23 protein-coding genes are annotated in these 21,103 nt (G+C 71.7%); 15 read left to right on the top strand and 8 right to left on the bottom strand.

From position 1 onward, the window contains the following. Window positions 1-3: 3 nt before the first annotated feature. Together resB and ccsB are read left to right on the top strand one after the other, a co-directional pair. Window positions 4-1,833, top strand: a complete 1,830-nt coding sequence (resB, locus tag IE278_RS35510) for a cytochrome c biogenesis protein ResB (protein ID WP_189778708.1) — start codon at window positions 4-6, stop codon at window positions 1,831-1,833. Then, complete coding sequence (gene ccsB / locus IE278_RS35505; protein WP_189778707.1) at window positions 1,830-2,951, top strand: c-type cytochrome biogenesis protein CcsB; 1,122 nt, start codon at window positions 1,830-1,832, stop codon at window positions 2,949-2,951. Before resB ends, ccsB begins: the two co-directional genes overlap by 4 nt. On the opposite strand, the gene IE278_RS35500 is transcribed toward ccsB, so the two are convergent. From IE278_RS35500 to IE278_RS35485, 4 genes are all read right to left on the bottom strand, one after another. Then, window positions 2,952-5,144 (bottom strand): hypothetical protein, encoded by a 2,193-nt coding sequence (locus tag IE278_RS35500; protein WP_189778705.1) that lies wholly within the window; start codon window positions 5,142-5,144, stop codon window positions 2,952-2,954. Window positions 5,145-5,299: 155 nt separating this feature from the next. Then, on the bottom strand, window positions 5,300-6,283 hold the full coding sequence (locus IE278_RS35495; protein WP_246571192.1) for an isopenicillin N synthase family dioxygenase: 984 nt from the start codon (window positions 6,281-6,283) through the stop codon (window positions 5,300-5,302). Beyond that, window positions 6,276-6,743: a nucleoside deaminase gene (locus tag IE278_RS35490; RefSeq protein ID WP_189778701.1), complete on the bottom strand. Its 468-nt coding sequence runs from the start codon at window positions 6,741-6,743 to the stop codon at window positions 6,276-6,278. The genes IE278_RS35495 and IE278_RS35490 overlap by 8 nt, the downstream gene beginning before the upstream one ends. A gap of 173 nt (window positions 6,744-6,916) precedes the next feature. After that, window positions 6,917-7,378 (bottom strand): GNAT family N-acetyltransferase, encoded by a 462-nt coding sequence (locus tag IE278_RS35485; protein WP_189778699.1) that lies wholly within the window; start codon window positions 7,376-7,378, stop codon window positions 6,917-6,919. 93 nt (window positions 7,379-7,471) lie between these two features. Between IE278_RS35485 and IE278_RS35480 the strand changes: the two genes are divergently transcribed. Next, the gene (locus IE278_RS35480) at window positions 7,472-8,332 is read left to right on the top strand and encodes an alpha/beta fold hydrolase (RefSeq protein ID WP_189778697.1); all 861 of its coding nucleotides are present in this window, start codon (window positions 7,472-7,474) and stop codon (window positions 8,330-8,332) included. Window positions 8,333-8,375: 43 nt separating this feature from the next. Here IE278_RS35480 and IE278_RS35475 read toward each other — a convergent pair whose 3' ends face one another. Together IE278_RS35475 and IE278_RS35470 are read right to left on the bottom strand one after the other, a co-directional pair. Beyond that, entirely contained in the window at window positions 8,376-9,377 is a 1,002-nt protein-coding gene (locus IE278_RS35475) for an aldo/keto reductase (RefSeq protein ID WP_189778807.1), read from the bottom strand. 24 nt (window positions 9,378-9,401) lie between these two features. Then, window positions 9,402-10,550 carry a sensor histidine kinase gene (locus tag IE278_RS35470; RefSeq protein ID WP_246571207.1) on the bottom strand — a complete coding sequence of 383 codons (1,149 nt, stop codon included), beginning with the start codon at window positions 10,548-10,550 and terminating at the stop codon, window positions 9,402-9,404. A gap of 362 nt (window positions 10,551-10,912) precedes the next feature. Here IE278_RS35470 and IE278_RS35465 point away from each other — a divergent pair, with 362 nt between their 5' ends. The 5 genes from IE278_RS35465 to IE278_RS35445 all read left to right on the top strand — a co-directional run bounded on the left by IE278_RS35465 (window position 10,913) and on the right by IE278_RS35445 (window position 13,457). Further along, window positions 10,913-11,290: a Tat pathway signal sequence domain protein gene (locus IE278_RS35465; protein WP_189778695.1), complete on the top strand. Its 378-nt coding sequence runs from the start codon at window positions 10,913-10,915 to the stop codon at window positions 11,288-11,290. Continuing rightward, on the top strand, window positions 11,287-11,937 hold the full coding sequence (locus IE278_RS35460) for a class F sortase (RefSeq protein WP_189778693.1): 651 nt from the start codon (window positions 11,287-11,289) through the stop codon (window positions 11,935-11,937). The genes IE278_RS35465 and IE278_RS35460 overlap by 4 nt, the downstream gene beginning before the upstream one ends. 131 nt (window positions 11,938-12,068) lie before the next feature. Then, window positions 12,069-12,560: an RNA polymerase sigma factor gene (locus IE278_RS35455; protein WP_189778691.1), complete on the top strand. Its 492-nt coding sequence runs from the start codon at window positions 12,069-12,071 to the stop codon at window positions 12,558-12,560. After that, window positions 12,544-13,068, top strand: coding sequence for a hypothetical protein (locus tag IE278_RS42590; protein WP_246571188.1), 525 nt, complete (start codon window positions 12,544-12,546; stop codon window positions 13,066-13,068). Before IE278_RS35455 ends, IE278_RS42590 begins: the two co-directional genes overlap by 17 nt. A gap of 200 nt (window positions 13,069-13,268) precedes the next feature. After that, window positions 13,269-13,457 carry a hypothetical protein gene (locus tag IE278_RS35445; protein ID WP_189778689.1) on the top strand — a complete coding sequence of 63 codons (189 nt, stop codon included), beginning with the start codon at window positions 13,269-13,271 and terminating at the stop codon, window positions 13,455-13,457. A gap of 46 nt (window positions 13,458-13,503) precedes the next feature. On the opposite strand, the gene IE278_RS35440 is transcribed toward IE278_RS35445, so the two are convergent. Continuing rightward, window positions 13,504-13,884 (bottom strand): PLD nuclease N-terminal domain-containing protein, encoded by a 381-nt coding sequence (locus tag IE278_RS35440; RefSeq protein ID WP_189778687.1) that lies wholly within the window; start codon window positions 13,882-13,884, stop codon window positions 13,504-13,506. 99 nt (window positions 13,885-13,983) lie between these two features. Between IE278_RS35440 and IE278_RS35435 the strand changes: the two genes are divergently transcribed. From IE278_RS35435 to mqnE, 6 genes are all read left to right on the top strand, one after another. Then, on the top strand, window positions 13,984-15,444 hold the full coding sequence (locus IE278_RS35435) for a menaquinone biosynthesis decarboxylase (protein ID WP_189778685.1): 1,461 nt from the start codon (window positions 13,984-13,986) through the stop codon (window positions 15,442-15,444). Next, window positions 15,441-16,343, top strand: a complete 903-nt coding sequence (gene mqnP, locus IE278_RS35430; protein WP_189778683.1) for a menaquinone biosynthesis prenyltransferase MqnP — start codon at window positions 15,441-15,443, stop codon at window positions 16,341-16,343. The genes IE278_RS35435 and mqnP overlap by 4 nt, the downstream gene beginning before the upstream one ends. A 399-nt stretch (window positions 16,344-16,742) precedes the next feature. Next, complete coding sequence (locus IE278_RS35425; protein ID WP_246571186.1) at window positions 16,743-16,931, top strand: hypothetical protein; 189 nt, start codon at window positions 16,743-16,745, stop codon at window positions 16,929-16,931. Between the two features lie 31 nt (window positions 16,932-16,962). Continuing rightward, window positions 16,963-17,637, top strand: coding sequence for a UbiX family flavin prenyltransferase (locus IE278_RS35420; protein ID WP_189778682.1), 675 nt, complete (start codon window positions 16,963-16,965; stop codon window positions 17,635-17,637). A gap of 56 nt (window positions 17,638-17,693) precedes the next feature. Further along, entirely contained in the window at window positions 17,694-18,149 is a 456-nt protein-coding gene (locus IE278_RS35415) for an Lrp/AsnC family transcriptional regulator (protein ID WP_189778679.1), read from the top strand. A 74-nt stretch (window positions 18,150-18,223) separates the two neighbouring features. After that, window positions 18,224-19,387, top strand: coding sequence for an aminofutalosine synthase MqnE (mqnE, locus tag IE278_RS35410; protein WP_189778677.1), 1,164 nt, complete (start codon window positions 18,224-18,226; stop codon window positions 19,385-19,387). A gap of 207 nt (window positions 19,388-19,594) precedes the next feature. Here mqnE and IE278_RS35405 read toward each other — a convergent pair whose 3' ends face one another. Further along, window positions 19,595-20,200, bottom strand: coding sequence for a TetR/AcrR family transcriptional regulator (locus IE278_RS35405; protein ID WP_189778675.1), 606 nt, complete (start codon window positions 20,198-20,200; stop codon window positions 19,595-19,597). 163 nt (window positions 20,201-20,363) lie between these two features. Between IE278_RS35405 and IE278_RS35400 the strand changes: the two genes are divergently transcribed. Then, entirely contained in the window at window positions 20,364-20,924 is a 561-nt protein-coding gene (locus IE278_RS35400) for a hypothetical protein (RefSeq protein ID WP_189778803.1), read from the top strand. Window positions 20,925-21,103 lie beyond the last annotated feature (179 nt).

The following is a 21,103-nucleotide window of genomic DNA, read 5'->3' as shown; positions in this document are numbered from 1 at the left end:
TTCATGAGCACGAAACGGGACACCGACGTGCGGACCGAGGGCGGGAACGGCGACCGGGGCGACAGGAACGGCACGGGTGACACCGCCGTGCGGGACGCCGGCGATCTCGGCGCCGCCGGGGCCCAGTTGTCCACCGCGCCCCGCGAGACGTTCATGCCCGGCTCCTTCGGCGGCGCGCGCACCCCGGGCGCCACGGGATGGCTCGCGTGGACCGGCCGCGAGGTCATCGGCTGGGCCCGCTGGATCTGGCGGCAGCTGACCTCGATGCGGGTCGCGCTGATCCTGCTCTTCCTGCTGTCCCTCGGCGCGATTCCCGGCTCGCTGATCCCGCAGTCCGGGACCGACGAGACGAAGGTGGCCGACTTCCAGGCCCGGCACACCACGATCGGGCCGATCTACGAGAAGCTCGGGCTGTTCCACGTCTACAGCTCCGCCTGGTTCTCCGCGATCTACATCCTGCTTTTCATCTCGCTCATCGGCTGCATCGTGCCCCGCACCTGGCAGTTCGTCGGCCAACTGCGCGGCCGGCCGCCGCGCGCGCCGCGCCTGCTGACCCGGCTGCCCGCGTACACGACCTGGCGGACCGAGGCCGGGCCCGAGGAGGTCCGCGAAGAAGCGCTCAAGCTCCTCAAGAAGCGGCGCTTCCGTGCCCACCTCGACGGGGACGCGGTCGCCGCCGAGAAGGGCTACCTCCGCGAGGTCGGCAACCTCGCCTTCCACATCGCGCTGATCGTGATGCTGGTCGCCTTCGCCTGGGGCCAGCTCTTCAAGTCCGAGGGCAACAAGCTGATCGTCGAGGGCGACGGCTTCGCCAACACCCTCACGCAGTACGACGACTTCAAGTCCGGCAGCCTCTTCGACACCGACGACCTGGAGCCGTTCAGTTTCGTCCTGGAGGACTTCGAGGGCACGTACGAGGAGACGGGCCCCAACAAGGGCACGCCCCGCACGTACCAGGCGAAGGTCGACTACAGCGTGGGCGCGGACGGCGCGGAACAGAAGAAGACCGTCAAGGTCAACGAGCCGCTGGACATCGACGACTCGAAGGTCTACCTCACCGCCCACGGCTACGCGCCCGTCGTCACCGTCCGGGACGGCAAGGGCGACATCGTCTACCAGCAGGCCGTGCCGCTGCTGCCGCTCGACTCGAACGTCACCTCGACCGGCGCGATCAAGGTCATGGACGGCTACCAGGACGCCAAGGGCAAGCAGGAGCAGCTCGGCTTCCAGGCGTTCTTCCTCCCGGCGTACGGCGGCGACGGCACCGCGGTGGTCTCGCAGTTCCCCGCCCTGCTGAACCCGGTGCTGAACCTGGCGGCGTACCACGGCGACCTCGGGGTCGACGCGGGCCTGCCGCAGAGCGTGTACCAGCTTGAGAAGAAGAACATGAAAGAGTTCAAGAACTCCAAGGGCGAGCAGCTGCGGGAGAACCTGAAGCCCGGCGAGACCATGCGGCTCCCGAACGGCGCCGGCTCGATCACCTTCGAGAAGGGCGTCAAGGAGTGGGCGAACTTCCAGGTCACCCGTCAGCCCGGCGCGGGCTGGGCCCTCGCCGGTGCCTTCGGCGCCATCTTCGGCCTCGCCGCCTCCCTCTTCATCCAGCGCCGCCGCGTCTGGGTGCGGGCCGTGACCGGCCCCGACGGTGTCACGGTCGTCGAGATGGCGGGCCTCGGCCGCAGCGAGTCCGCCAAGGTCCCCGAGGAACTGGGCGTCCTGGCCGGCCGGCTGTACGACATGGCGCCGGGCGTACCCGACACCCCGGACCAGCCCCAGAACGAGCCCCCCACCCCCGAACCTCCCGCCGTACCTGCCGAAGGGGCTGAGACGAAGTGACGCTCGCCGCCGCGACCGACCTCTCCGCCGCGACCGATCTGGCCGCCGCGACCAACGAGCACCTCGCGAACGTCAGCAACACGCTGATCTACTCCGCGATGGCCGTCTACACGCTGGCCTTCTTCGCGTACATCGCCGAATGGCTCCTCGGCAGCCGCAGCAAGGTCGGCCGTACGGCCGCCGCGCTGACCGCCGACAAGGAGGGCAAGAAGACGGCCGCCCCGGCGGTCACCGTGCAGAACGCGGGCGGCACCGCCGTGCTGGAGCGGCCCAAGGTCGTCACACGGGCCGCGGCCGGCGCCCGGGACGTACCGGACGGGCCCGGCGCGCACGGCGGGGACGTACAGGGCGACCTGTACGGCCGGATCGCCATCTCCCTCACCGTGCTCGCGTTCCTCATCGCGTTCGGCGGTGTGCTCGCCCGCGCCCTGTCGGTGCAGCGGGCGCCGTGGGGCAACATGTACGAGTTCAACATCACCTTCTCCACCGTCGCCGTCGGTGTGTACCTCGCGCTGCTCGCGATGAAGAAGAACGTCCGCTGGATGGGCCTCTTCCTGGTCACCACGGTCCTGCTGGACCTCGGCCTCGCCGTCACCGTCCTGTACACGGCGAGCGACCAGCTGGTGCCCGCGCTCCACTCGTACTGGCTGTACATCCACGTCTCCACGGCGATCTTCTGCGGCGCGGTCTTCTACGTGGGCGCGGTCGGCACGATCCTCTACCTCTTCAAGGACAGCTACGAGAACAAGCTCGCGACCGGCGGCAAGCCCGGCCGGTTCGCGACCTCCGTGCTGGAGCGGCTGCCCGCCTCGGCGTCGCTCGACAAGTTCTCGTACCGCGTGAACGCCGCCGTCTTCCCGCTGTGGACGTTCACGATCATCGCCGGCGCGATCTGGGCGGGCGACGCGTGGGGCCGCTACTGGGGCTGGGACCCCAAGGAGACCTGGTCGTTCATCACCTGGGTCGCCTACGCCTGCTATCTGCACGCCCGTGCCACGGCCGGCTGGAAGGGCCGCAAGGCCGCGTACATCGCGCTCGCCGCCTTCGCCTGCTGGCTGTTCAACTACTACGGGGTCAACATCTTCGTCACCGGCAAGCACTCCTACGCCGGGGTCTAGTCAGGGCCGGGACGCGGTCCGGCCGAGCCGCAGCGGGCGGCCGGACAGGGCGTCCTCGGGCCAGTGCACGGAGGCCCGCAGCAGCGGCTCCACGTCCGTGGACCGCAGCCGCGACAGATGCTCCAGCTCGGACCGCAGCCGCTCGGCGACCACCGGGTCGGGCAGCGCCAGCGGGTCGGTCACCTGCCAGACCCCGTACAGGAGTCGGCGTATCCGCAGGTGCAGGGCGGTGTCCGCGCCCTCCGGCGGTGGCGGGCCGGTGCCGACGCGGCCGAGCGCGACCCCGGTGCGGGCGTCGGACGCGGCGCCGCCGTAGCCGTCCGGGACGGGCGCGGGGTGGTACGGCGCCGACGCGAGGAACACCAGCGCCCGCAGCCACGCCTTCGTGTCCTTACGGGGGAAGGTGTCGCGCAGATACGTGACGGCCGGTTCGGCGGCGCCGAGGGCGAGTTCGTGGTGCAGCCGGTAGAGGACGCGCTGCTCCGCCGACCCCGGCCCGTCGGGCGCTCCCGGGATGTCCGTGTAGTGGGCGACGAGTGTGCGGTGGGCGGCCTTCCAGGTGCGGTGGTCCGGCTCCCTGCGGTGCAGTTCCAGCAGCAGCAGTGCCCGCAGGAACGGGTCGCCGACGAACTGGCCGGGGACCGGGGGCAGGCCCTCCTCGGCGAGCCGCGCCTCCAGGGCCAGTACCCCCACCGCGCCGAAGTCGCCGGGGAGCCGGGCCGCGGCCAGCGCGCACGCCGACTCGCGGTCGTGGGCCACGGCCAGCAGCGCCAGCTCGTCCCGGCGGCCGTCCGGCACCAGCCGGTCGAGAAGCTCACGGTAGGCGGGACGGCCGCCGTGCCCCTCGTGGCCCTTGTGCCCCTTGTGCACCCCGTGTCCCTTGTGCGCCTCGCACGCCTCGCGCCCGTCGTACTTCTCCGGTGGTACGAGGTCCGCGGTGAGCAGTTCACCGGGTGCGCCCGCGCCCCGGGGCAGGTTCTGCCGGGCCGACTCGGCGAACAGCGTCGTACCGAGCGGGCTGCCGCCGGTCAGCCGGTGGGCGGCGCCCGGGAGCCGGGACGGCACGGCCAGACCCCGGCAGGCCGCCTCCACGACGCGTGGCGTGTCGTCGGGGGACAGCGGTGACAGCCGTACGAGCAGCGCCCGCGACGAGGCCGTACCGCCGGGCTCCCAGCCGCTCGTGCGGGCCAGCTCGGACAGGGCGCCGCGGGTCGCGTTGCGCAGGGCCGGATGGCCGTGCCCGCGCAGACCGGCGAAGAACGCCACCCGGTCGGCGATGCCTTCGGCCCGGTCCCGCAGGACCGCTCCGATCAGCCCGATTCCCGGCGCGGTCTGCGCGTTGTCGACGAGGACCACCGGCCGCCCCGGCCGGTGCCCGCGCGGCAACGAGCCGCCGTACGCGTCGTCGAGATCGGCCAGCAGGGCCCGTACGAGATGGCCCTCGGCGTGGGTGCGGGGGTCGCCGCCCGCCCTGAAGTGCCCCGACAGCAGGAGGAGTCCGAGCTTGGGGTTGCCGTCGGCGTTCGGGTGGTCGCGGTACCAGGCGGCGGCCTTGCGCAGCCGGCGGTGCGTGGGCGAGACCCCCTCGGAGAACGTTTCCAGGACGGCCTCGACGACCGGCTCGACCACCGGACCCGTACCCGGCAGTGGGCCGGTGAGCGGGTCGGTGAGGCGGGCCGAGACCCGGCCGACCCAGCGGCTCGTCTGTCCGCCGACCCAGGAACCCGTGTCGTTCAGCAGCAGGATCCGTTCGGCCTCCCGGCGGATGCGGGGCACGTCACGGTCGTTCCAGCCGCCCGCCGCCACGGCCAGCAGGCCCGCCGCGAGCCGCGGGAACCGAATCCGGCCCGCGTCGGCCACCGGCTCCGCGAGCTGCTCGGCGATCGTCACCAGCGCCTGGGACAGGGGCGACCAGACCTCGTGCGGCCGACCCGCCGGAGGGTGCGCGAACCTCTCCGCCTCGCAGTCGATCAGCGCGAGGGGCGTCCGGCCCTCGTACGCGGCCCGCAGCTCCGCCAGCACCGCGCTCCTGCCGATCCCGCGGGGCCCGGCGAACACCACGAAGGGGATCTCCTTCGGGTGTTCGCAGGGACTGGACCCGTGCTGGAACGGGCGCAGGCCGACGAGCCGTGCGGCGAGGCCGGGCGGTTCCGTGTCGAACAGCGCCCCCTGGCCGTGGAGCCCTCTGCGCACCGCATCTCCCCCTGGGACCCGTGGGTCCGGTTCTCGTAGAGGTGAGGTGTATCAACCGTGGGACGGCCAGGGGGCGTTGCTTCGGAGTGGACCGGATGATGTCCGCGGGCTTACGGAAATGTCGGCGCCGCCGACGGGGTCCGACCGGGCCCGGTTCAGTTCACGGTGATCGAGTCGAGTTTCGACCGCAGGTACACATGGGAGTCGACGGGTTCGTACGCCACCCGGCCGACCGGGGCCGGAACCGACTCGACGCGGGTTCCCGGGGTGCACTCACCGAAGTAGACGAGGGACATCAGCTCCTCGGTGGGCTCGTCGGCCGGCGGGGGCAGGACGCGGTGGCGGCCCGAGCGCCAGCGGTCGCCGGTCCAGCGGGCCATCAGGTCACCGATGTTGACGGTGAGCGCCGCCGGGTCGAAGGGCGCGTCCTCCCAGCCGCCGGCGTCCGTCCAGACCTGCAGTCCGCCCTTGCCCGCCTGCCGGTCGAGGATGGTGACCGTGCCGAAGTCGGTGTGCGGCCCGATGCGGAACTGCCCCTCCTCGGGCTCGCCGACGACCTCCCTGCCCGGGTACCAGTTGATGTTGAAGCCGTAGGTCGGGTGGTCCATGTGCCGGGTGAAGAAGTCGGGCTCCACGCCCAGTGCCTCGCCGAGCAGGGCGAGCAGATGGTTCTCCAGTTCGCCCATCCGGGCCAGGTACTCCTCGCACAGGGCCCGGAGCCCGGGGGCCTCGGCCGGCCAGACGTTCGGCGCGCACCACTCCGCGTTGATTCTCGGGTCGTCGAAGGGCTCGTGCGTCGCGAAGCTCAGGGATTCCTTCAGGTCGGGCGGGGTCGGTGTGCCCTCCGCGTAGCCGTTGGCCTCGGCACCCGGGCCGAGCCAGCCCCGGCCGCCGACCTTCACCGCGTACGGCTCCTTGGCCTCGGCGGGCAGTACGAAGAAGGCGCGGGCCGCCTCGCGGACGCGTACCCGCAGGTCCGGGTCGACGCCGTGACCGGTCACCAGCAGGAAGCCGGCGCTCTGGAGCGCGCTGTCGACCGTGCGGGCGGTCCGGGCACGGGCTTCGGGGTCGCCGGACAGCCACGGCCCGAGATCGACGGTCGGCACGCGGGGGCCGGTGCGGGGGGCGGTGTCACTCACCGATGTCCTCATTCCACAGTGCGGGGTTCTTCTCGATGAAGTCGCGCATCATGGCGACGCACTCAGCGTCGTCCAGGAGCACGATCTCCACGCCGTGCTCGGCCAGCCAGTCGTGTCCGCCGTGGAAGGTCCGGGCCTCCCCGATGACCACCCGGGAGATCCCGAACTGCCGGACCAGGCCGCTGCAGTACCAGCACGGGGAGAGTGTGGTCACCATCGTCGTACCGCGGTAGGAGCGCTGCCGTCCCGCGTTGCGGAAGGCGGCCGTCTCGGCGTGCGTGGACGGGTCGCCGTCCTGGACGCGGCGGTTGCGGCCCCGGCCGAGCGGGGTGCCGTCCGGCGCGTACAGGGCGGCGCCGATGGGGATGCCGCCCTCCGCCAGGCCGGCTCTGGCCTCCTCGACGGCGGTCGCGAGCCGTTCGCGGTCGCGCGTTCTGTCGATGCGCACGTGGTCGCTCATGGGGTCCACTCTCCCCGGTCGGCCCCCGGGTCAGTCCCCTGCGCCGTTCCCCGCGCCCCTGAAGGCCAAAGACCAAAAGATTGCGCCGTTCCCCGCGCCCCTGAGGCGTAAAAGATTGCGCCGTTCCCCGCGCCCCTGGGTGGGGCGGGGTGCAGCCCCTTGGAACTGTGCGCTCAGCCCTTGTCTGACCTCAGGTCGATCCAGAGGGTGCTTTCGCCCGGCAGGGTGTAGCGGTCGGACTCGGCGTAGCCGTGCGCTTGCGCGAACCGCAGTCCCTCCTCGTTGGTGGCCAGCACGACGGTCTCGAACGTCGTGGCGCTGAGCGCGCGGGCCAGCGCCAGGCCCCGCTCGTGGAGCCGCCCGCCGAACCCCCGTCGGCGGTGGCCGGGGAGCACGCGAACGATCACGGTGGCCGTCGCCCGCCCGTTCTGCGGCGGCCGTACCGTCGTGCAGCCGACCAGCACGTCGTCGAGGTACGCCACCTCCAGGTGGTACCGCCCGGCCCGGTCGCGGACCTCGTCCAGGGACAGCGCGGCCGGCGGCACGATCACGTTGTGGACGTGCCGCCAGTCCTCCAGGAGCCCCTTGGACGCCGTCCCGTCGTCACGGACCCGCTCGATACGGAGATCAGTCATCGCAGCAGGCAATCGTGGGGCGGGCGGGTCGTCAACCGGGTAAACGCCGTTGACGCGTTGTCCCTCGTGCGGGGGTGCGACGAGGATGAGGGCATGGCTCACTTCCGTGCTCCCGACGGCACTTGGCTCGTCCACCGTGAGGAGGGTGCGGGTGAGCCGCTGCTCTGTCTGCCGGGTGGGGCGATGCGGGCGTCGGCCTATCTCGGGGACCTGGGCGGGCTGTCGGCGTACCGGCGGCTGGTGCTGCCCGATCTGCGGGGCACCGGCGGGTCCCAGGTGCCCGCGGACCCGGCGACGTACCGCTGCGACCGGCAGGTCGACGACGTCGAGGCCCTGCGCGAACACCTCGGCCTCGACCGGATCGACCTGCTCGCGCACTCGGCGGCCGGTGACCTCGCGATCCTGTACGCGGCCCGGTATCCCCGGCGCGTCCGCACGCTCACGCTCGTCGCCGCGCGGGCCCGTGCGCTCGGCGTCGGCTTCACCCCGGAGCAGCGGCGGGAGGCGGCGGCCCTGCGCGCGGGCGAGCCGTGGTTCGAGGGCGCCCACGCGGCGTACCTGAGGATCTGGGACGGGTCCGCCACCGACGCCGACTTCGACGCCGCGACCCCGTTCTTCTACGGGAGGTGGACCGCCGCCGCCCGGGCGCACGCCGCGGCCGAGGCCGCGCAGACCAACGAGGTGGCGGCGGACGTGTACGCGTCCGCGGGGGCGTTCGCCGATCCCGCCGGGGTGCGGGCCGCCGTCGCCGGGCTGCCCGCGCGCGTGCTCGTCCTCGCGGGGGAGCTGGACGGCGGCCCGCTGCCGCTTGTCGCCGACGGGATCGCCGGGCTGTTCCCCCGCGGTGAGGTGGTGGTCCAGCCGGGTGCCGGACACTTCCCGTGGGTGGACGACCCGGACTTCTTCGCGGCGACCGTCGCCGGGTTCGTCGATGGGGACCCGTCCGGCCGCTGAGGCGCTGTCCGCTGAGGCCCCGTCCGGTCGCTCACCGGGAGTTTCAGGGGTGAGGGCCGGGGCTCGGGGTTTCCTCGTCGAGCAGGCCCGTCGTCCTGAGGGCGGTCCAGAAGTCCGCCGGTACGGGGTGGTCGAAGAGCCGCACGTTCTGTGCGACCTCGTCGGCCGACCGGGCACCGACGACCACGCTCGTGACCGCGGGGTGTCCGAGCGGGAACTGCACGGCGGCGGCGAGCGGCGGCACGTCGAAGTCCGCGCACACCCTGCGCAACGCCCTTATCCGCGCGGCCAGTTCGGCGGGCACGGAGGTGTATCCGTGGGGTGCCCCCGGGCGCGGATCCGCCAGCAGGCCGGACTGGTAGACGCCCGCGGCCAGGACGGCGACCCCGCGTTCCGCGCACAGCGGCAGCAACTCGTCGAGCCCGGAACGGTCGAGCAGGGTGTACCGCCCGGCCAGCAGCACGCAGTCGGGCCCCGGCGACGCGGCCTCCCGCAGGAAACGGGCCGCCACCGGCGCGTGGTTGACCCCGATCGAGACGGCGCCGACGACCCCCGCGGCACGCAGTTCGGCCAGCGCGCGGTACGCCTCCGATACCGCGGCGGGGAAGTCCTCGTCGGGGTCGTGCACATGCAGGACGTCGATCCGGTCGAGCCCCAGCCGCTCCAGGCTCTGTTCGACCGAGCGCAGCACCCCGGCGTAGGAGTAGTCGAGCCGCGGCCCGACGCCCGGCGGTGGGTCCGCCCAGATCGGCTGGGTGTCGGGGCCACCCGGTTCGATGATCCGCCCCACCTTGGTGCACAGCACGAACGCGTCCCGCGGCCGTACGCCGAGAGCGGCTCCGGTACGGGTCTCCGAGCGGCCGTAGCCGTACACGGGGGCCGTGTCGTACAGCCGTATGCCCAGCTCCCAGGCGGTGGCGAGGACGTCGGCCGCGTCCTCGTCCGGGACGGGCTCGAACAGTCCGCCGAGGGAGGCGAGTCCCAGCCCGAGCCGGCTGACGCGCAGGGCGGTGCGGCCCAGTGGGACGAGGTCGTCCGCCCTCATATGTCCGCTCTCATGCATCCGTTCTCATCCGGTCGTACCGCTGTCGGTGGTCGGTGAGGGCAGGTGCAGGCGTACTCCGTAGCCGCCGGCGGGCGTGGGGCCGGCCTCGAAGGAGCCCGCGAGGTTCTCTGCCCGTTCGCCCAGCCCTATCAACCCGACGCGGGAGCCTGGCAGTTCGAGTACGGGACGGGTCGGCGGGGTGTTGACGACCGTCACGCCCAGCGCGTCGCCCTCGTGCCACAGACACACCGTCGCGGTGGCGCCGGGCGCGTGCTTGCGCACGTTCGTCAGGGCCTCCTGCACGGTCCGGTAGACCGCGCGCTCGGCCGGTGCCCCGATGCCGGACGGCAGTTCGCCCTTCAGCGTCACCTCGATACCGCTGGTGTCGATCAGCTGCCGCAGGTCGGCCAGGGTCGGCTGCGCCGCCGGTTCGGCCGTACGGCCGCCGGAGGCACGCAACAGCGCGACCATGTGCCGCAGTTCGTCGAGGGTGGTCACGCTGAGCCCGCGGATCGCGCGGGCCGCCTCGCGTGTCTCGGTGTCCTTCGCGCCGACCTGGAGGGCCCCGGCCCGGACGGCGATGAGGCTCACCTGGTGGGAGACGACATCGTGCATCTCCCGTGCCAGCTGGGCCCGTTCGCGGGCCAGGACGCCCTGGGCGTGCAGCCGGCGCTCGTGCTCGCGCGCCTCCTCCACCTCGGCCAGCCGGTCGGCGGCATCGCGTCTGGCCTGCACCAGTTGGCCCAGGAACACCGGAGCGGCGGCCGTCGCCAGCAGATAGACGAAGTCCACGAACGTCCAGAAGCGGTCGTCCTCCGTGTACTCCGACAGCGGCCACGGCAGCGCGGACGCCAGCGCCGACGCGATGGCGCAGACGACGAGCAACCGCCGGTCCCGGCCGCGTTCGGCCAGGGTGTAGAGGGCGGCCAGGGGCACCACCACGACCGACGAGAACAGCGCGGCGGGCAGCGACAGCAGGAACACCGCCAGGGGGAAGCGCCGCCGCACCACCAGCGCCGCACAGGCGGCGGCCGACAGGGCCGACTCCAGCGGGGTGTAGTGGTCGAGCTGGAGCCCCACGTCCACGGCCGCGAGGGCGACGAGCACCACGTCGGCCGGTACGGCTCTCACGGGGCCCCGGACCGGTACCTCGTCGCCCCCTGCTGCCCGCACCCGGATCACGCGCGTCCCGCTCCTCCCCGTCCGGCCGCGCTGCCCCCGGGGCGCCCCCGACCCGGCCCGCCGGACGCCGGCCAAGCCTAGGACCTGTCCGGTCGGTCACGGCGCGGGAAAGCCGCGGTGCCTTGTGAGCACAGACGTGCGTGCCACACCCCGCGTCCTCGCCGTGACCGACCGGACAGGTACCAGGGGGAGGCGGCAGGCGACGGGGGCGGTGGCGGTGTCGTCGTACCCGTTCGAGGACTTTGCCTTCTCTTTACAACCCGGTCCGCCGCTGCCTCGTCTCTCCGCTCGCCATCCGTAACCCAGCCGTCCGCCGTACCACCGTGCGGACGGACCGACGAGAGAGAGCCCCCATGCGCCGAACTGTCCTCAGCGCCCTGGCACTCGCGTGCACCGCCGTGCTGGCGAGCACGGTGCCCGCGTTCGCCGACGGAACGTCCCCGACCCCCGCCCCCGCCTCGGTGAAGCCGACCGCCGAACCGACCGAGCCCACCACCGGCACCGAGGCCCCGACCACCGAACCGAGCGTCGCGCCGGGCGACCCGACCAAGGCGCCCGCCGAGAGCGAGGTCTCCGTCGTACCGAGCGGTGCGCCCGACACCGGTGAGGTGACGACCGGGTCGGACTCCGGTGGCGAGGGCGCCCTGATCGGCACGGGCGCCGCCGCGGCGTTCGCGCTGGGCGGCGCGGCCGTCTATGTCGTACGCCGCCGACGGGCGACCGGGGCGTGACCCTGCCGTCCAGGCGCGCCTTCGTCACCGCGGCGATGGCCACCCTGCTCGTGGGCTGCGGCGGGGGAGGGGGCGGCGAGGCCGGCGGGTCGGACGCCGACCGCGGCGGGAGCGCGTCACCGTCTCCGGGATCCGCCGGGGAGGCCTCGCGGCCGGCCGGGAAGAACGTGCGCGCCCTCGCCCGCTCGGTGCCCGTCGGGCTGCGTATCCCGGCCATCGGGGTCGACACCCCGGTCATGCGGCTGGGGCTGGCCCCGGACGGCAGCGTGGAGGTGCCGCCGGTCGAGGCCGACGACCGGGCGGGCTGGTACCGCCACTCGCCGACGCCCGGCCAGGTGGGTCCGTCGGTGATCCTCGGCCATGTCACGGTCGGCACGTACGGGGAGGGCGTCTTCCGTGACCTCAGGCGGTTGCGGCGCGGCGACCGGATCGAGGCGCGCCTGGAGAACGGCACGGCGGCGGAGTTCACCGTCAGCGGCGTACGGACGGTCGCGCAGGCCCGGTTCCCGACGGAGGACGTGTACGGGGACGTGGGCCGGCCGGAGCTGCGGCTCATCACGTGCGGCGGCCCCCGCAGCGGCGACGGCTACCGCGACAGCGTGATCGTCTTCGCGGAGCTGAGTTCGAGCAGCCCAGGAAGCTCCTGACCCGCCCTATCCGCACGCCGGAGCCCGGGCCGACGGAACCGTAAACCGTCGGTCCGGGATCCTTCCGGGTGAGCCCACAAGTCCGACAAGCCCCCCGAGCCCCACCCCATGTCGTCACGACCAGGAGAGCGTTGAAACGGTCCCGCGAGGAGGCAGCGTCCGAGCTGTTCGCCGCGCTCTACCCGCGTCTGGCCGGCTGGTGCCGCCGGCTGGTCGACGACGACGAGACGGCCCACGAGATCGCCTCGGAGGCGTTCACCCGGCTCTGGGCCCGCTGGACCTCCGTGGCCGAGCCCCGCGGCTTCCTCTACGTGACCGCGGCCAATATCGTCCGGGACCACTGGCGCAAACTGGAGCGCGAACGCAGGGCGGTGCGCCGTGCGACGGCCGAGGCCGCCGTCCGCCCCGAGACCGAACAGGCGGACCCCTCGGTGCGCCTGCTCGTGCAGTCGCTGCCGGAGCGGCTGCGCGTCCCGATCCTGCTGCACTACTACGCTGACATGCCGATCCGGGAGGTGTCCGTGCTGACCGGGCGCAAGGAAGGAACCGTCAAGGCCGATCTCCACGCGGCCCGCGAACTGCTCCGCGCCCATCTGAGGAGAAGCGTTGATCACACACTCTGACGACGGCCCGGACTTCGAACCCGACGACCCCCTCGCCGTCATCCTGCGGCCCGCGTCCGACTACCTCGGCCCGCCCCCCGGCCGGTACGAGGCGATCCGCCGCGGCGCGGCCCGCCGCAAGCTGCTCCGTGCCGCGGCCGGGGCGGGCCTGCTGTGCGCCGTCACGGCTCTCGTCGCGCTGCCGGTCCGCCTGGCCGCGCCCGACCGGCCCGTGACCCCGACGGTCCCCCTCGCCCCGCCGTCCACGAGCAGCCCTCCGGCCTCACCCACCCCACCGCCGTCACCGGAGACCGGCGAGTCGAACGGCGGCAGGACGACCGGGCCCACCGAGGCCACCGAGGCGGGTGAGAAGCCCCCGGCCGTGAGCCCCGGCGCGTCGACCGGCCCCTCCGCGGCCGCCCCCAGCAAGCCGCCCGCGGACTCGTCGGCACCCACCGAGGCGCCGACCGGGAAACCGGCGGCGACACCGACGCCGTCCGCGAAGTCCCCCTCCAAGAGCCCGTGGTGACGGAGTGCCAGGCGTCAGCCGTACTCCCGCGGTGGGGCTGGCCCCACCGCGGGTCTGGTAGGTCCCTTCATGGCGGCGGCGGGCGGAGGGCGGCAAGGTTGAACTCGGAAAGTCCAGAAGGAAGTTCAGCCCGAAGTACCGAGTACGACCCGGGTACCGAGTATCAGCAGAAGCCGCCCCGCCGCCAGGAAGGAAGCGCCATGAACATCTCCACGACCGCCACCACCGTCGCGACCCCCGAGAACGAGCTGACCTCGCTGCTCGCCGCCTGGGACGACACGCACTCCGGCGCCTCGGACGATCTCGAATGGCGGCACCTGCTGGACGAGATGGCCCATCCACGCACCACGCAGGCGTTCAACCGGCTGGCCGCGTCCGCCGGGAGCTGACCCGGCGCCGAGCGTCAGGGCCCGAGCCCGGGCTCGGCGCCGTCCGTCAGGGCTTGGGCGGGGCGGTGTCCTCAGGACCCTCGCCGCCCGTGTCGTCCTTGCCCTTGCCGTGGCCGTTGCCGTCGCTCTTTCCGTCCTCCGTGCCGTCCGCGCCGCCCTTGCTCTCGTCCCTGAGGGACTTGAGGAAGTCGGGGTTGTCGTCGGGCGCGACCCAGCCGCCCCGGCGGGACGGGGAGACGTCGCGCGGGGTGCGGACCCGGCCAACGATCAGCCAGGAGATGGAGCCGACGAGCGGGAACAGCAGCACGAGGATGGCCCAAAGAGGCTTCGGGATGTAGCGGACGTCCTTCTCATCGGTGGTGATGCAGTCGATGAAGGCGTAGATGCTGAGTGCCAGCGGCACCAGGATCATCAGCACCCGAAGCATGCGGTGGTTCCCCCTGCTGTGGAGTACGTGCGGAGCCGGGGGCCGGCTGAGCCGCCCCCCTTACAGAGCCAGCGTAGCGAGTAGCCGATACTGGAACGCATGGCTTACGACGATCTTCGCTCCCTGCTCCGGGCGCTGGAGCGCGAGGGCGACCTCCAGCGCATCAAGGCCGAGGTGGACCCGTACCTGGAGGTCGGGGAGATCGTCGACCGCGTCCAGAAGGCGGGCGGCCCCGCGCTGCTCTTCGAGAACGTACGCGGATCGGCGATGCCGCTCGCGATGAACGTCTTCGGGACGGACCGCCGCCTGCTCAAGGCGCTCGGCCTGAAGTCGTACGCCGAGATCAGCGAGAAGATCGGCGGACTGCTGAAACCCGAGCTGCCGCAGGGCTTCATGGGGGTGCGCGAGGCCTTCGGGAAGCTCGGCGCCATGACGCACGTACCGCCGAAGAAGGTGAAGTCGGACAACGCCCCCGTCCAGGAGGTCGTGCTCACCGGCGACGACGTCGACCTGGACCAGCTGCCGGCGCTCTTCACCTGGCCGCAGGACGGCGGGTCCTTCTTCAACCTCGGCCTCACCCACACCAAGGACCCCGAGTCCGGTATCCGCAACCTCGGGCTGTACCGCCTCCAGCGCCACGACAAGCGCACCATCGGCATGCACTGGCAGATCCACAAGGACAGCCGCAACCACTACGCGGTGGCCGCGCGCCGCGGCGAGCGGCTGCCGGTCGCGATCGCCTTCGGCTGCCCGCCCGCCGTGACGTACGCCTCCACCGCGCCGCTGCCCGGCGACATCGACGAGTACCTCTTCGCCGGGTTCCTCCAGGGCAAGCGGATCGAGATGGTCGACTGCAAGACGGTGCCGCTCCAGGTGCCGGCGCAGGCCGAGGTCGTCATCGAGGGCTGGCTGGAGCCGGGCGAGATGCTTCCCGAGGGCCCCTTCGGCGACCACACGGGCTTCTACACCCCGCAGGAGCCCTTCCCGGCCCTGACCATCGACTGCGTCACGATGCGCAGGCGCCCGCTGATCCAGTCGATCGTGGTCGGCCGGCCGCCGACGGAGGACGGACCGCTGGGCCGCGCGACGGAGAGGTTCTTCCTCCCCCTCCTCAAGATCATCGTGCCGGACATCGTGGACTACCACCTCCCCGAGGCGGGCGGCTTCCACAACTGCGCGATCGTCGCGATCGACAAGAAGTATCCCAAGCACGCCCAGAAGGTGATGCACGCCGTCTGGGGCGCCCACATGATGTCGCTGACCAAACTGATCGTGATCGTCGACTCCGACTGCGACGTCCACGACCTGCACGAGGTCGCGTGGCGCGCGCTGGGCAACACGGACTACTCCCGTGACCTCACCGTCGTCGAAGGGCCGGTCGACCATCTCGACCACGCCTCCTACCAGCAGTTCTGGGGTGGCAAGGCGGGCATCGACGCCACCCGCAAATGGCCCGAGGAGGGCTACACACGGGACGGCGGCTGGCCCGAGATGGTCCTCTCGGACCCGGATACGGCGGCGAAGGTCGACCGCCGCTGGAAGGAGTACGGACTCTCGTGAGCAGCGCATCAGCGGCGATCCCGCAGCCCGGGCGCACCAAGGCGTTCCTGCGCCTCGTCATGATCGAGCACTCCGTCTTCGCGCTGCCGTTCGCGTACATCGCGGCGCTGACGGCGATGTTCCTGACGGACGGCAACATCCAGTGGGGCCGGCTGCTCCTCGTGACCGTCGCGATGGTCGGGCTGCGCACCTTCGCGATGGCCGTGAACCGGATCATCGACCGGGAGATCGACGCCCGCAATCCGCGTACGGCCCACCGCGAGCTGGTCACCGGCGCGATGTCGGTGAAGCACGCCTGGACGGGCGCGCTGGTGGCCCTGGTCTTCTTCCTCGGCGCGGCGGCCCTTCTGAACCCCCTCTGCCTGGCGCTGGCGCCCATCGCGGTGATCCCGATGGTGGTCTACCCGTACGGCAAGCGGTTCACGAACTTCCCGCAGGCCATCCTGGGTCTCGCCCAGGCGATGGGCCCGATCGGCGGCTGGCTGGCGATCACCGGCGAGTGGTCGTGGGACGCCGTGATCCTCGGCCTCGCGGTCGGCATCTGGATCGGCGGCTTCGACCTGATCTACGCCTGCCAGGACGTCCGGACGGACCGCGAGGTCGGCGTGAAGTCGGTCCCGGCGCGCTTCGGTGTCCCTGCTGCGATCTGGGGCGCGCGGGGCTGCCACGCGATCACGACCGGCCTCCTGGTCTGGTACGCGCTCGCCACCGACGCGGAAGTCTTCTTCTGGCTGGGCCTGCTGATCGTGGCGGCCGCGTTCCTGTACGAGCACACGATCGTCCGCCCGACCGACCTGTCCCGTCTGAACCGGGCGTTCTTCCAGGTCAACGGCTTCATCGGTATCGCACTGTTCGTGTGCGCGCTGCTGGACCTGCTGGTGCGGGGGCTCACCGTCTGAGAGACGGTGAGCCTGAGATCCGTCACTGACCCGGGGGCGCGGCCCCCGAACCCCCGGTCCTCGAACGCCGGACGGGCTGAATACCTTCAGCCGGCGTATACGGTGGGAGTGGCTCGGCCGGAGCGCCTCAGCCGGTGGCGTCCGCCTCGGCGCGGGCTTTCTTGATGAGGGCGGGGGCGTCGGCGGAGACGAAGGAGCCCATGCCGAACGACACCCTGCGTATCGCCGCGACGCCGGGCCTCTCCGTCCCGCTACCGTGCGGCCTACCATCGAGAGCAGGACCCCAGGGAGGCCACCGTGACCGTCCCGGACGCCGACCGTCCGTATGTGCGGCTCAGCGGACTGGCGGACCCGTCTCCCGGTCGGGTGACGGACTGGAGCGGGTCGACCACCAGGTAGTTGGCGATACCGCGAGAGGTGTACCAGCGGGGGCACTGCGTGACGATGTGGAACCCGGGCTCCGACGGTTACCGCGGCCGCGATGTCGTCCCGTACGGCACCGCCCTGACCACCGACTCGCCGCTCGGCGTGCTGACGCTCGGCACAGCCCGGCTGCCCGTCGGCCCGAAGGCGCGGCTCCAGTCCTGAGTCAGTGGTCCCGCGCCGGTAGGCTCAAGGTGTGAACGCAGGAGAAACAGAGCGTCGGCCTTGGATCGTGGGGGTCTCCGGCGCGTCCGGAACGCCGTATGCCGCTGCTGTGCTGCGCGCTCTCCTCGCGGCCGGTGAGAGCGTCGACCTCGTCGTCTCGCGGGCCTCGCGGCTCACCCTGCTCGACGAGACCGGGATCAGTTTCCGGGACGCCCACTGGCAGGAGGACCTGCGGGAGTGGCTCGGCCGGGGGGCCGACGGCAAGCCCGGCACGTTCGCGGTGGACGTCGACGACGTACGGCACTGGAGCGCGGGGGACCTGGCGGCGGGGCCGTCCTCGGGCTCGTACCCCTCCAAGGGCATGCTCATCGTGCCCGCGTCCACGGCGTGTGTCGCCGGGGTGGCGCTGGGGTTGTCCAAGGACCTGTTGCAGCGCGCCGCGAGCGTCGTCCTCAAGGAGCGGCGCAGGCTCGTCGTCGCCGTCCGGGAGACCCCGCTGAACGGGCAGACCCTGCGCCACCTGGTCACGCTCGACGACGCCGGCGCGACCGTACTGCCGGCCTCCCCGGCGTTCTACGCGGGGGCCACGCACATCCAGGACCTGGTGGACTTCGTCGCCGGGCGGGTGCTGGACGCGGCGGGCGTCGGGCACACGCTCTACCGCCGCTGGGAGGGCGAACTCGGCGGCGGCTCCCGCACCACCTGAACACAGCGCTACCCACTCATACTTCAGGAACTTTTCAGCGGAAGGCTATCGATCGCATGGACGCGGTGGACAGGCAGCTCATCCAGGCTCTCAGGGAGAACGGCCGGGCCTCCTACGCGGAGCTGGGTCGCCTCGTCGGACTGTCGGGGCCCAGCGTCACCGACCGCATCAACCGCCTGGAGGCGGCCGGTGTCATCACCGGCTACCGCGCGACGGTCGACTCGGCCTCGCTCGGACTCGGCGTCATCGCCCTCATCGGCATCTCGCTCTCCGACGCCGCCGACCACGAGGACGTGGCACGCCGGATGAAGGACCTCAGCGAGATCGAGGACTGCTGGTTCATCGCCGGTGACGACTCGTACATGCTCAAGGTCCGGGCGTCCGACGTGGACGGCCTGGAGCGGACCATCCGCCGGCTGTCGGGGACCAAGGGCGTCTCCAGGACCCGTACGACCATCGTGCTCTCCACGAAGTGGGAGAACAGGGTGGGCGAGCTGCCCGAGGAGGAGTAGGACGGGCGCGGGAGTACGGTTGGACGTTGCACGATCCACACGAATACGCGCAGGTCACAGGGAGAGGTACACGCATGGACGTCGGGCTCAAGCGCGAGCTGGAGGACAAGGTCCGGGCCGGTGAGCGGCTGACCCGCGAGGACGGCATCGCGCTCTACGAGTCGGACGACCTGGCCTGGCTGGGCGGGCTCGCCCACGAGGTGCGTACCCGCAAGAACGGTGACGTCGTCCACTTCAACGTCAACCGCCACCTCAACATGACGAACGTGTGCACCGCGTCGTGCGCCTACTGCTCGTTCCAGCGCAAGCCGGGCGAGAAGGACGCGTACACGATGCGCATCGAGGAGGCGGTGAAGCTCGCCAAGGCGATGGAGGGCGAGAACCTCACCGAGCTGCACATCGTCAACGGGCTCCACCCGAACCTGCCGTGGCGCTACTACCCGCGCTCGCTCAGCGAACTGAAGAAGGCCCTCCCGAACGTCTCCCTGAAGGCCTTCACCGCCACCGAGATCCACCACTTCGAGACGATCTCCGGGCTCAGCGCCTCCGAGATCCTCGACGAGCTGATCGACGCGGGTCTCGAATCCCTCACCGGCGGCGGCGCGGAGATCTTCGACTGGGAGGTCCGGCAGCACATCGTCGACCACCGCACCCACTGGGAGGACTGGTCGCGCATCCACCGCCTCGCGCACGAGAAGGGCCTCAAGACCCCGTGCACGATGCTGTACGGGCACATCGAGGAGCCCCGCCACCGGGTGGACCACGTGCTGCGGCTGCGTGAACTGCAGGACGAGACCGGCGGTTTCCAGGTCTTCATCCCGCTGCGCTACCAGCACGACTTCGTCGACATGAAGGACGGCAAGGTACGCAACCGGCTGCAGGCGCGTACGCAGATGGCGACCGGCGCGGAGGCGCTGAAGACCTTCGCGGTGTCGCGGCTGCTGTTCGACAACGTGCCGCACGTCAAGGTCTTCTGGGTCATGCACGGCGTCCAGACCGCGCAGCTCGCGCTGCAGCACGGGGCGGACGACATGGACGGCTCGGTCGTCGAGTACAAGATCACGCACGACGCCGACAACTACGGCACGCCGAACAAGCTGACCCGTGAGGATCTGCTCGAACTGATCCGGGACGCGGGGTTCCGGCCGGTGGAGCGGAACACCCGGTACGAGATCATTCGCGAGTACGAGGCCGCGCCCGCGGGGCGGCGGGAGGTTCCGCAGCCCATGCGGTTCTGAGTCGGGGTTCACCTCGGGGGCTGCCGCCCCCGGGGCCCCCGCGCCCCTGAAGGGCGCAAAGGATTGCGCCGTTCCCCGCGCCCCTGAAGGGCGCAAAGGATTGCGCCGTTCCCCGCGTCCCTGAGGGGCGAAAGGATTGCGCCGTTCCCCGCGCCCCTGAAGGCGGAAAAGATTGCGCCGTTCCCCGCGCCCCTGGCTCTGTGGGGGTCAGGTTGTTGCTGTCCGGGTGGCTTCGCGGCGGACTCTGAGGATTCCTTCTACGCCCTGCATGAAGGTTTCCGAGATCAGGTTCGGGTCGAAGAGGCAGCCGGCTGCCATCGCGCCGTCCCTGAGCATGACGAGGTGACGGGCGCCCGCCTCGGCGGGTTCGTCGCCGGTCCGGGCCAGCAGTTCCGTGACCGTGTTCAGGAACCACTGCCGGTGGGCCAGTACGGCCTGGTGGATCGGCTGGGTCGCGTCGGGATACTCGGCCGCCGCGTTCAGGAAGGCGCAGCCGCGGAACCCGGGGGAGCGGATGCCCTCCGTGATGGACCTGCCGACGGCCAGGACCTGTTCGACCGGTGACTCACTGCTCGCCCGGGCCGCGGCGATCTGGCCCCGGATGCCCTGGTCCGCCTGGTCGAGGTACGCGAGGACGAGTTCTTCCTTGCCCGCGAAGTGCCGGTAGAGCGTGGCCCGGGTCACCTGGGCCTCCGTGGTGATCCGGTCGATGCCGACCGAGTGGATCCCTTCCGCGTAGAAGATCCGGGTCGCGGTGTTCAGCAGCCGCGCACGCGCTTCGGAGGTGCTGGCGCCTTCTGGGTTCCTGCTCATGGCGTCAGCGTACCAAAGTGAAGAGGCAGAACGTTCGGTCTTGACAGTCGTACCCGGCTACCTCTTAGCTGTGATGTGACCGAACGTTCTCCCTCTCGTCCGGACCGGACCGCTGAAAGGCACTCCTGTGAACACCTCCATGAATTCGTCCGTGAACTCGCCCGTGGACCCCTTCGTCGGAACCGCCCCCGGTGGCGTTCCCGCGGCCCTGCGCAAGCTGTACTTCGTGCGCTTCGCCTTCGCCGCGGTGTGGGCGGCCCTGCTGTTCGCGACCGCCGACACGCTGGGGCCGGTGAGTGTGACGCTGCTGGTGATCTACCCGCTGTTCGACGTGGCGGCGGCGGTCGTCGACCTCCGGGCGGCCCGGGCCGAGGGCGTCAAGGCCCCGGCGCTGCTCGTGAACATCGTGGTCAGCTCGCTGACGGTCATCGGCCTGGCCGTCGCCGCGACGTCCGGCATCCCGGCCGTTCTGCGGGTCTGGGGGGCGTGGGCCGTCCTGTCGGGAGTCGTCCAGCTCGTCGCGGGCGCGGTCCGCCGGAAGCTGGGCGGTCAGTGGCCGATGATCATCAGCGGTGCCATCTCCACGCTCGCCGGCACGTCGTTCTTCGCCTCGGCCGCCGGCGACGACGCCTCACTCAAGAACCTCGCGGGTTACGCCTTCCTCGGCGGCCTCTTCTTCCTCACCTCAGCCCTCCGCCTGAACCGCAACCACGCCGATTCGTGACCCGCCCCTGCCCCGCCGCCCACCGGCTCGGCTTCTGCGGTGCGTACCGGGGGCGCGGGGAACGGCGCGGCCAACCGTCACGGCCCGCACCCGCCATCCGGGCCTTGCCCTCACTCACCTAGGGCCTGTCGTCAAATGTCACGCCCACATCAGGAGTGAGGCGAGGGTGATGGCCGCTT

This window comes from Streptomyces tauricus, assembly GCF_014650955.1.
Taxonomy (GTDB): domain Bacteria; phylum Actinomycetota; class Actinomycetes; order Streptomycetales; family Streptomycetaceae; genus Streptomyces; species Streptomyces tauricus.
Note: the sequence above shows the minus strand (reverse complement) of the source record. Positions and strands in the feature narration are given on the sequence as shown.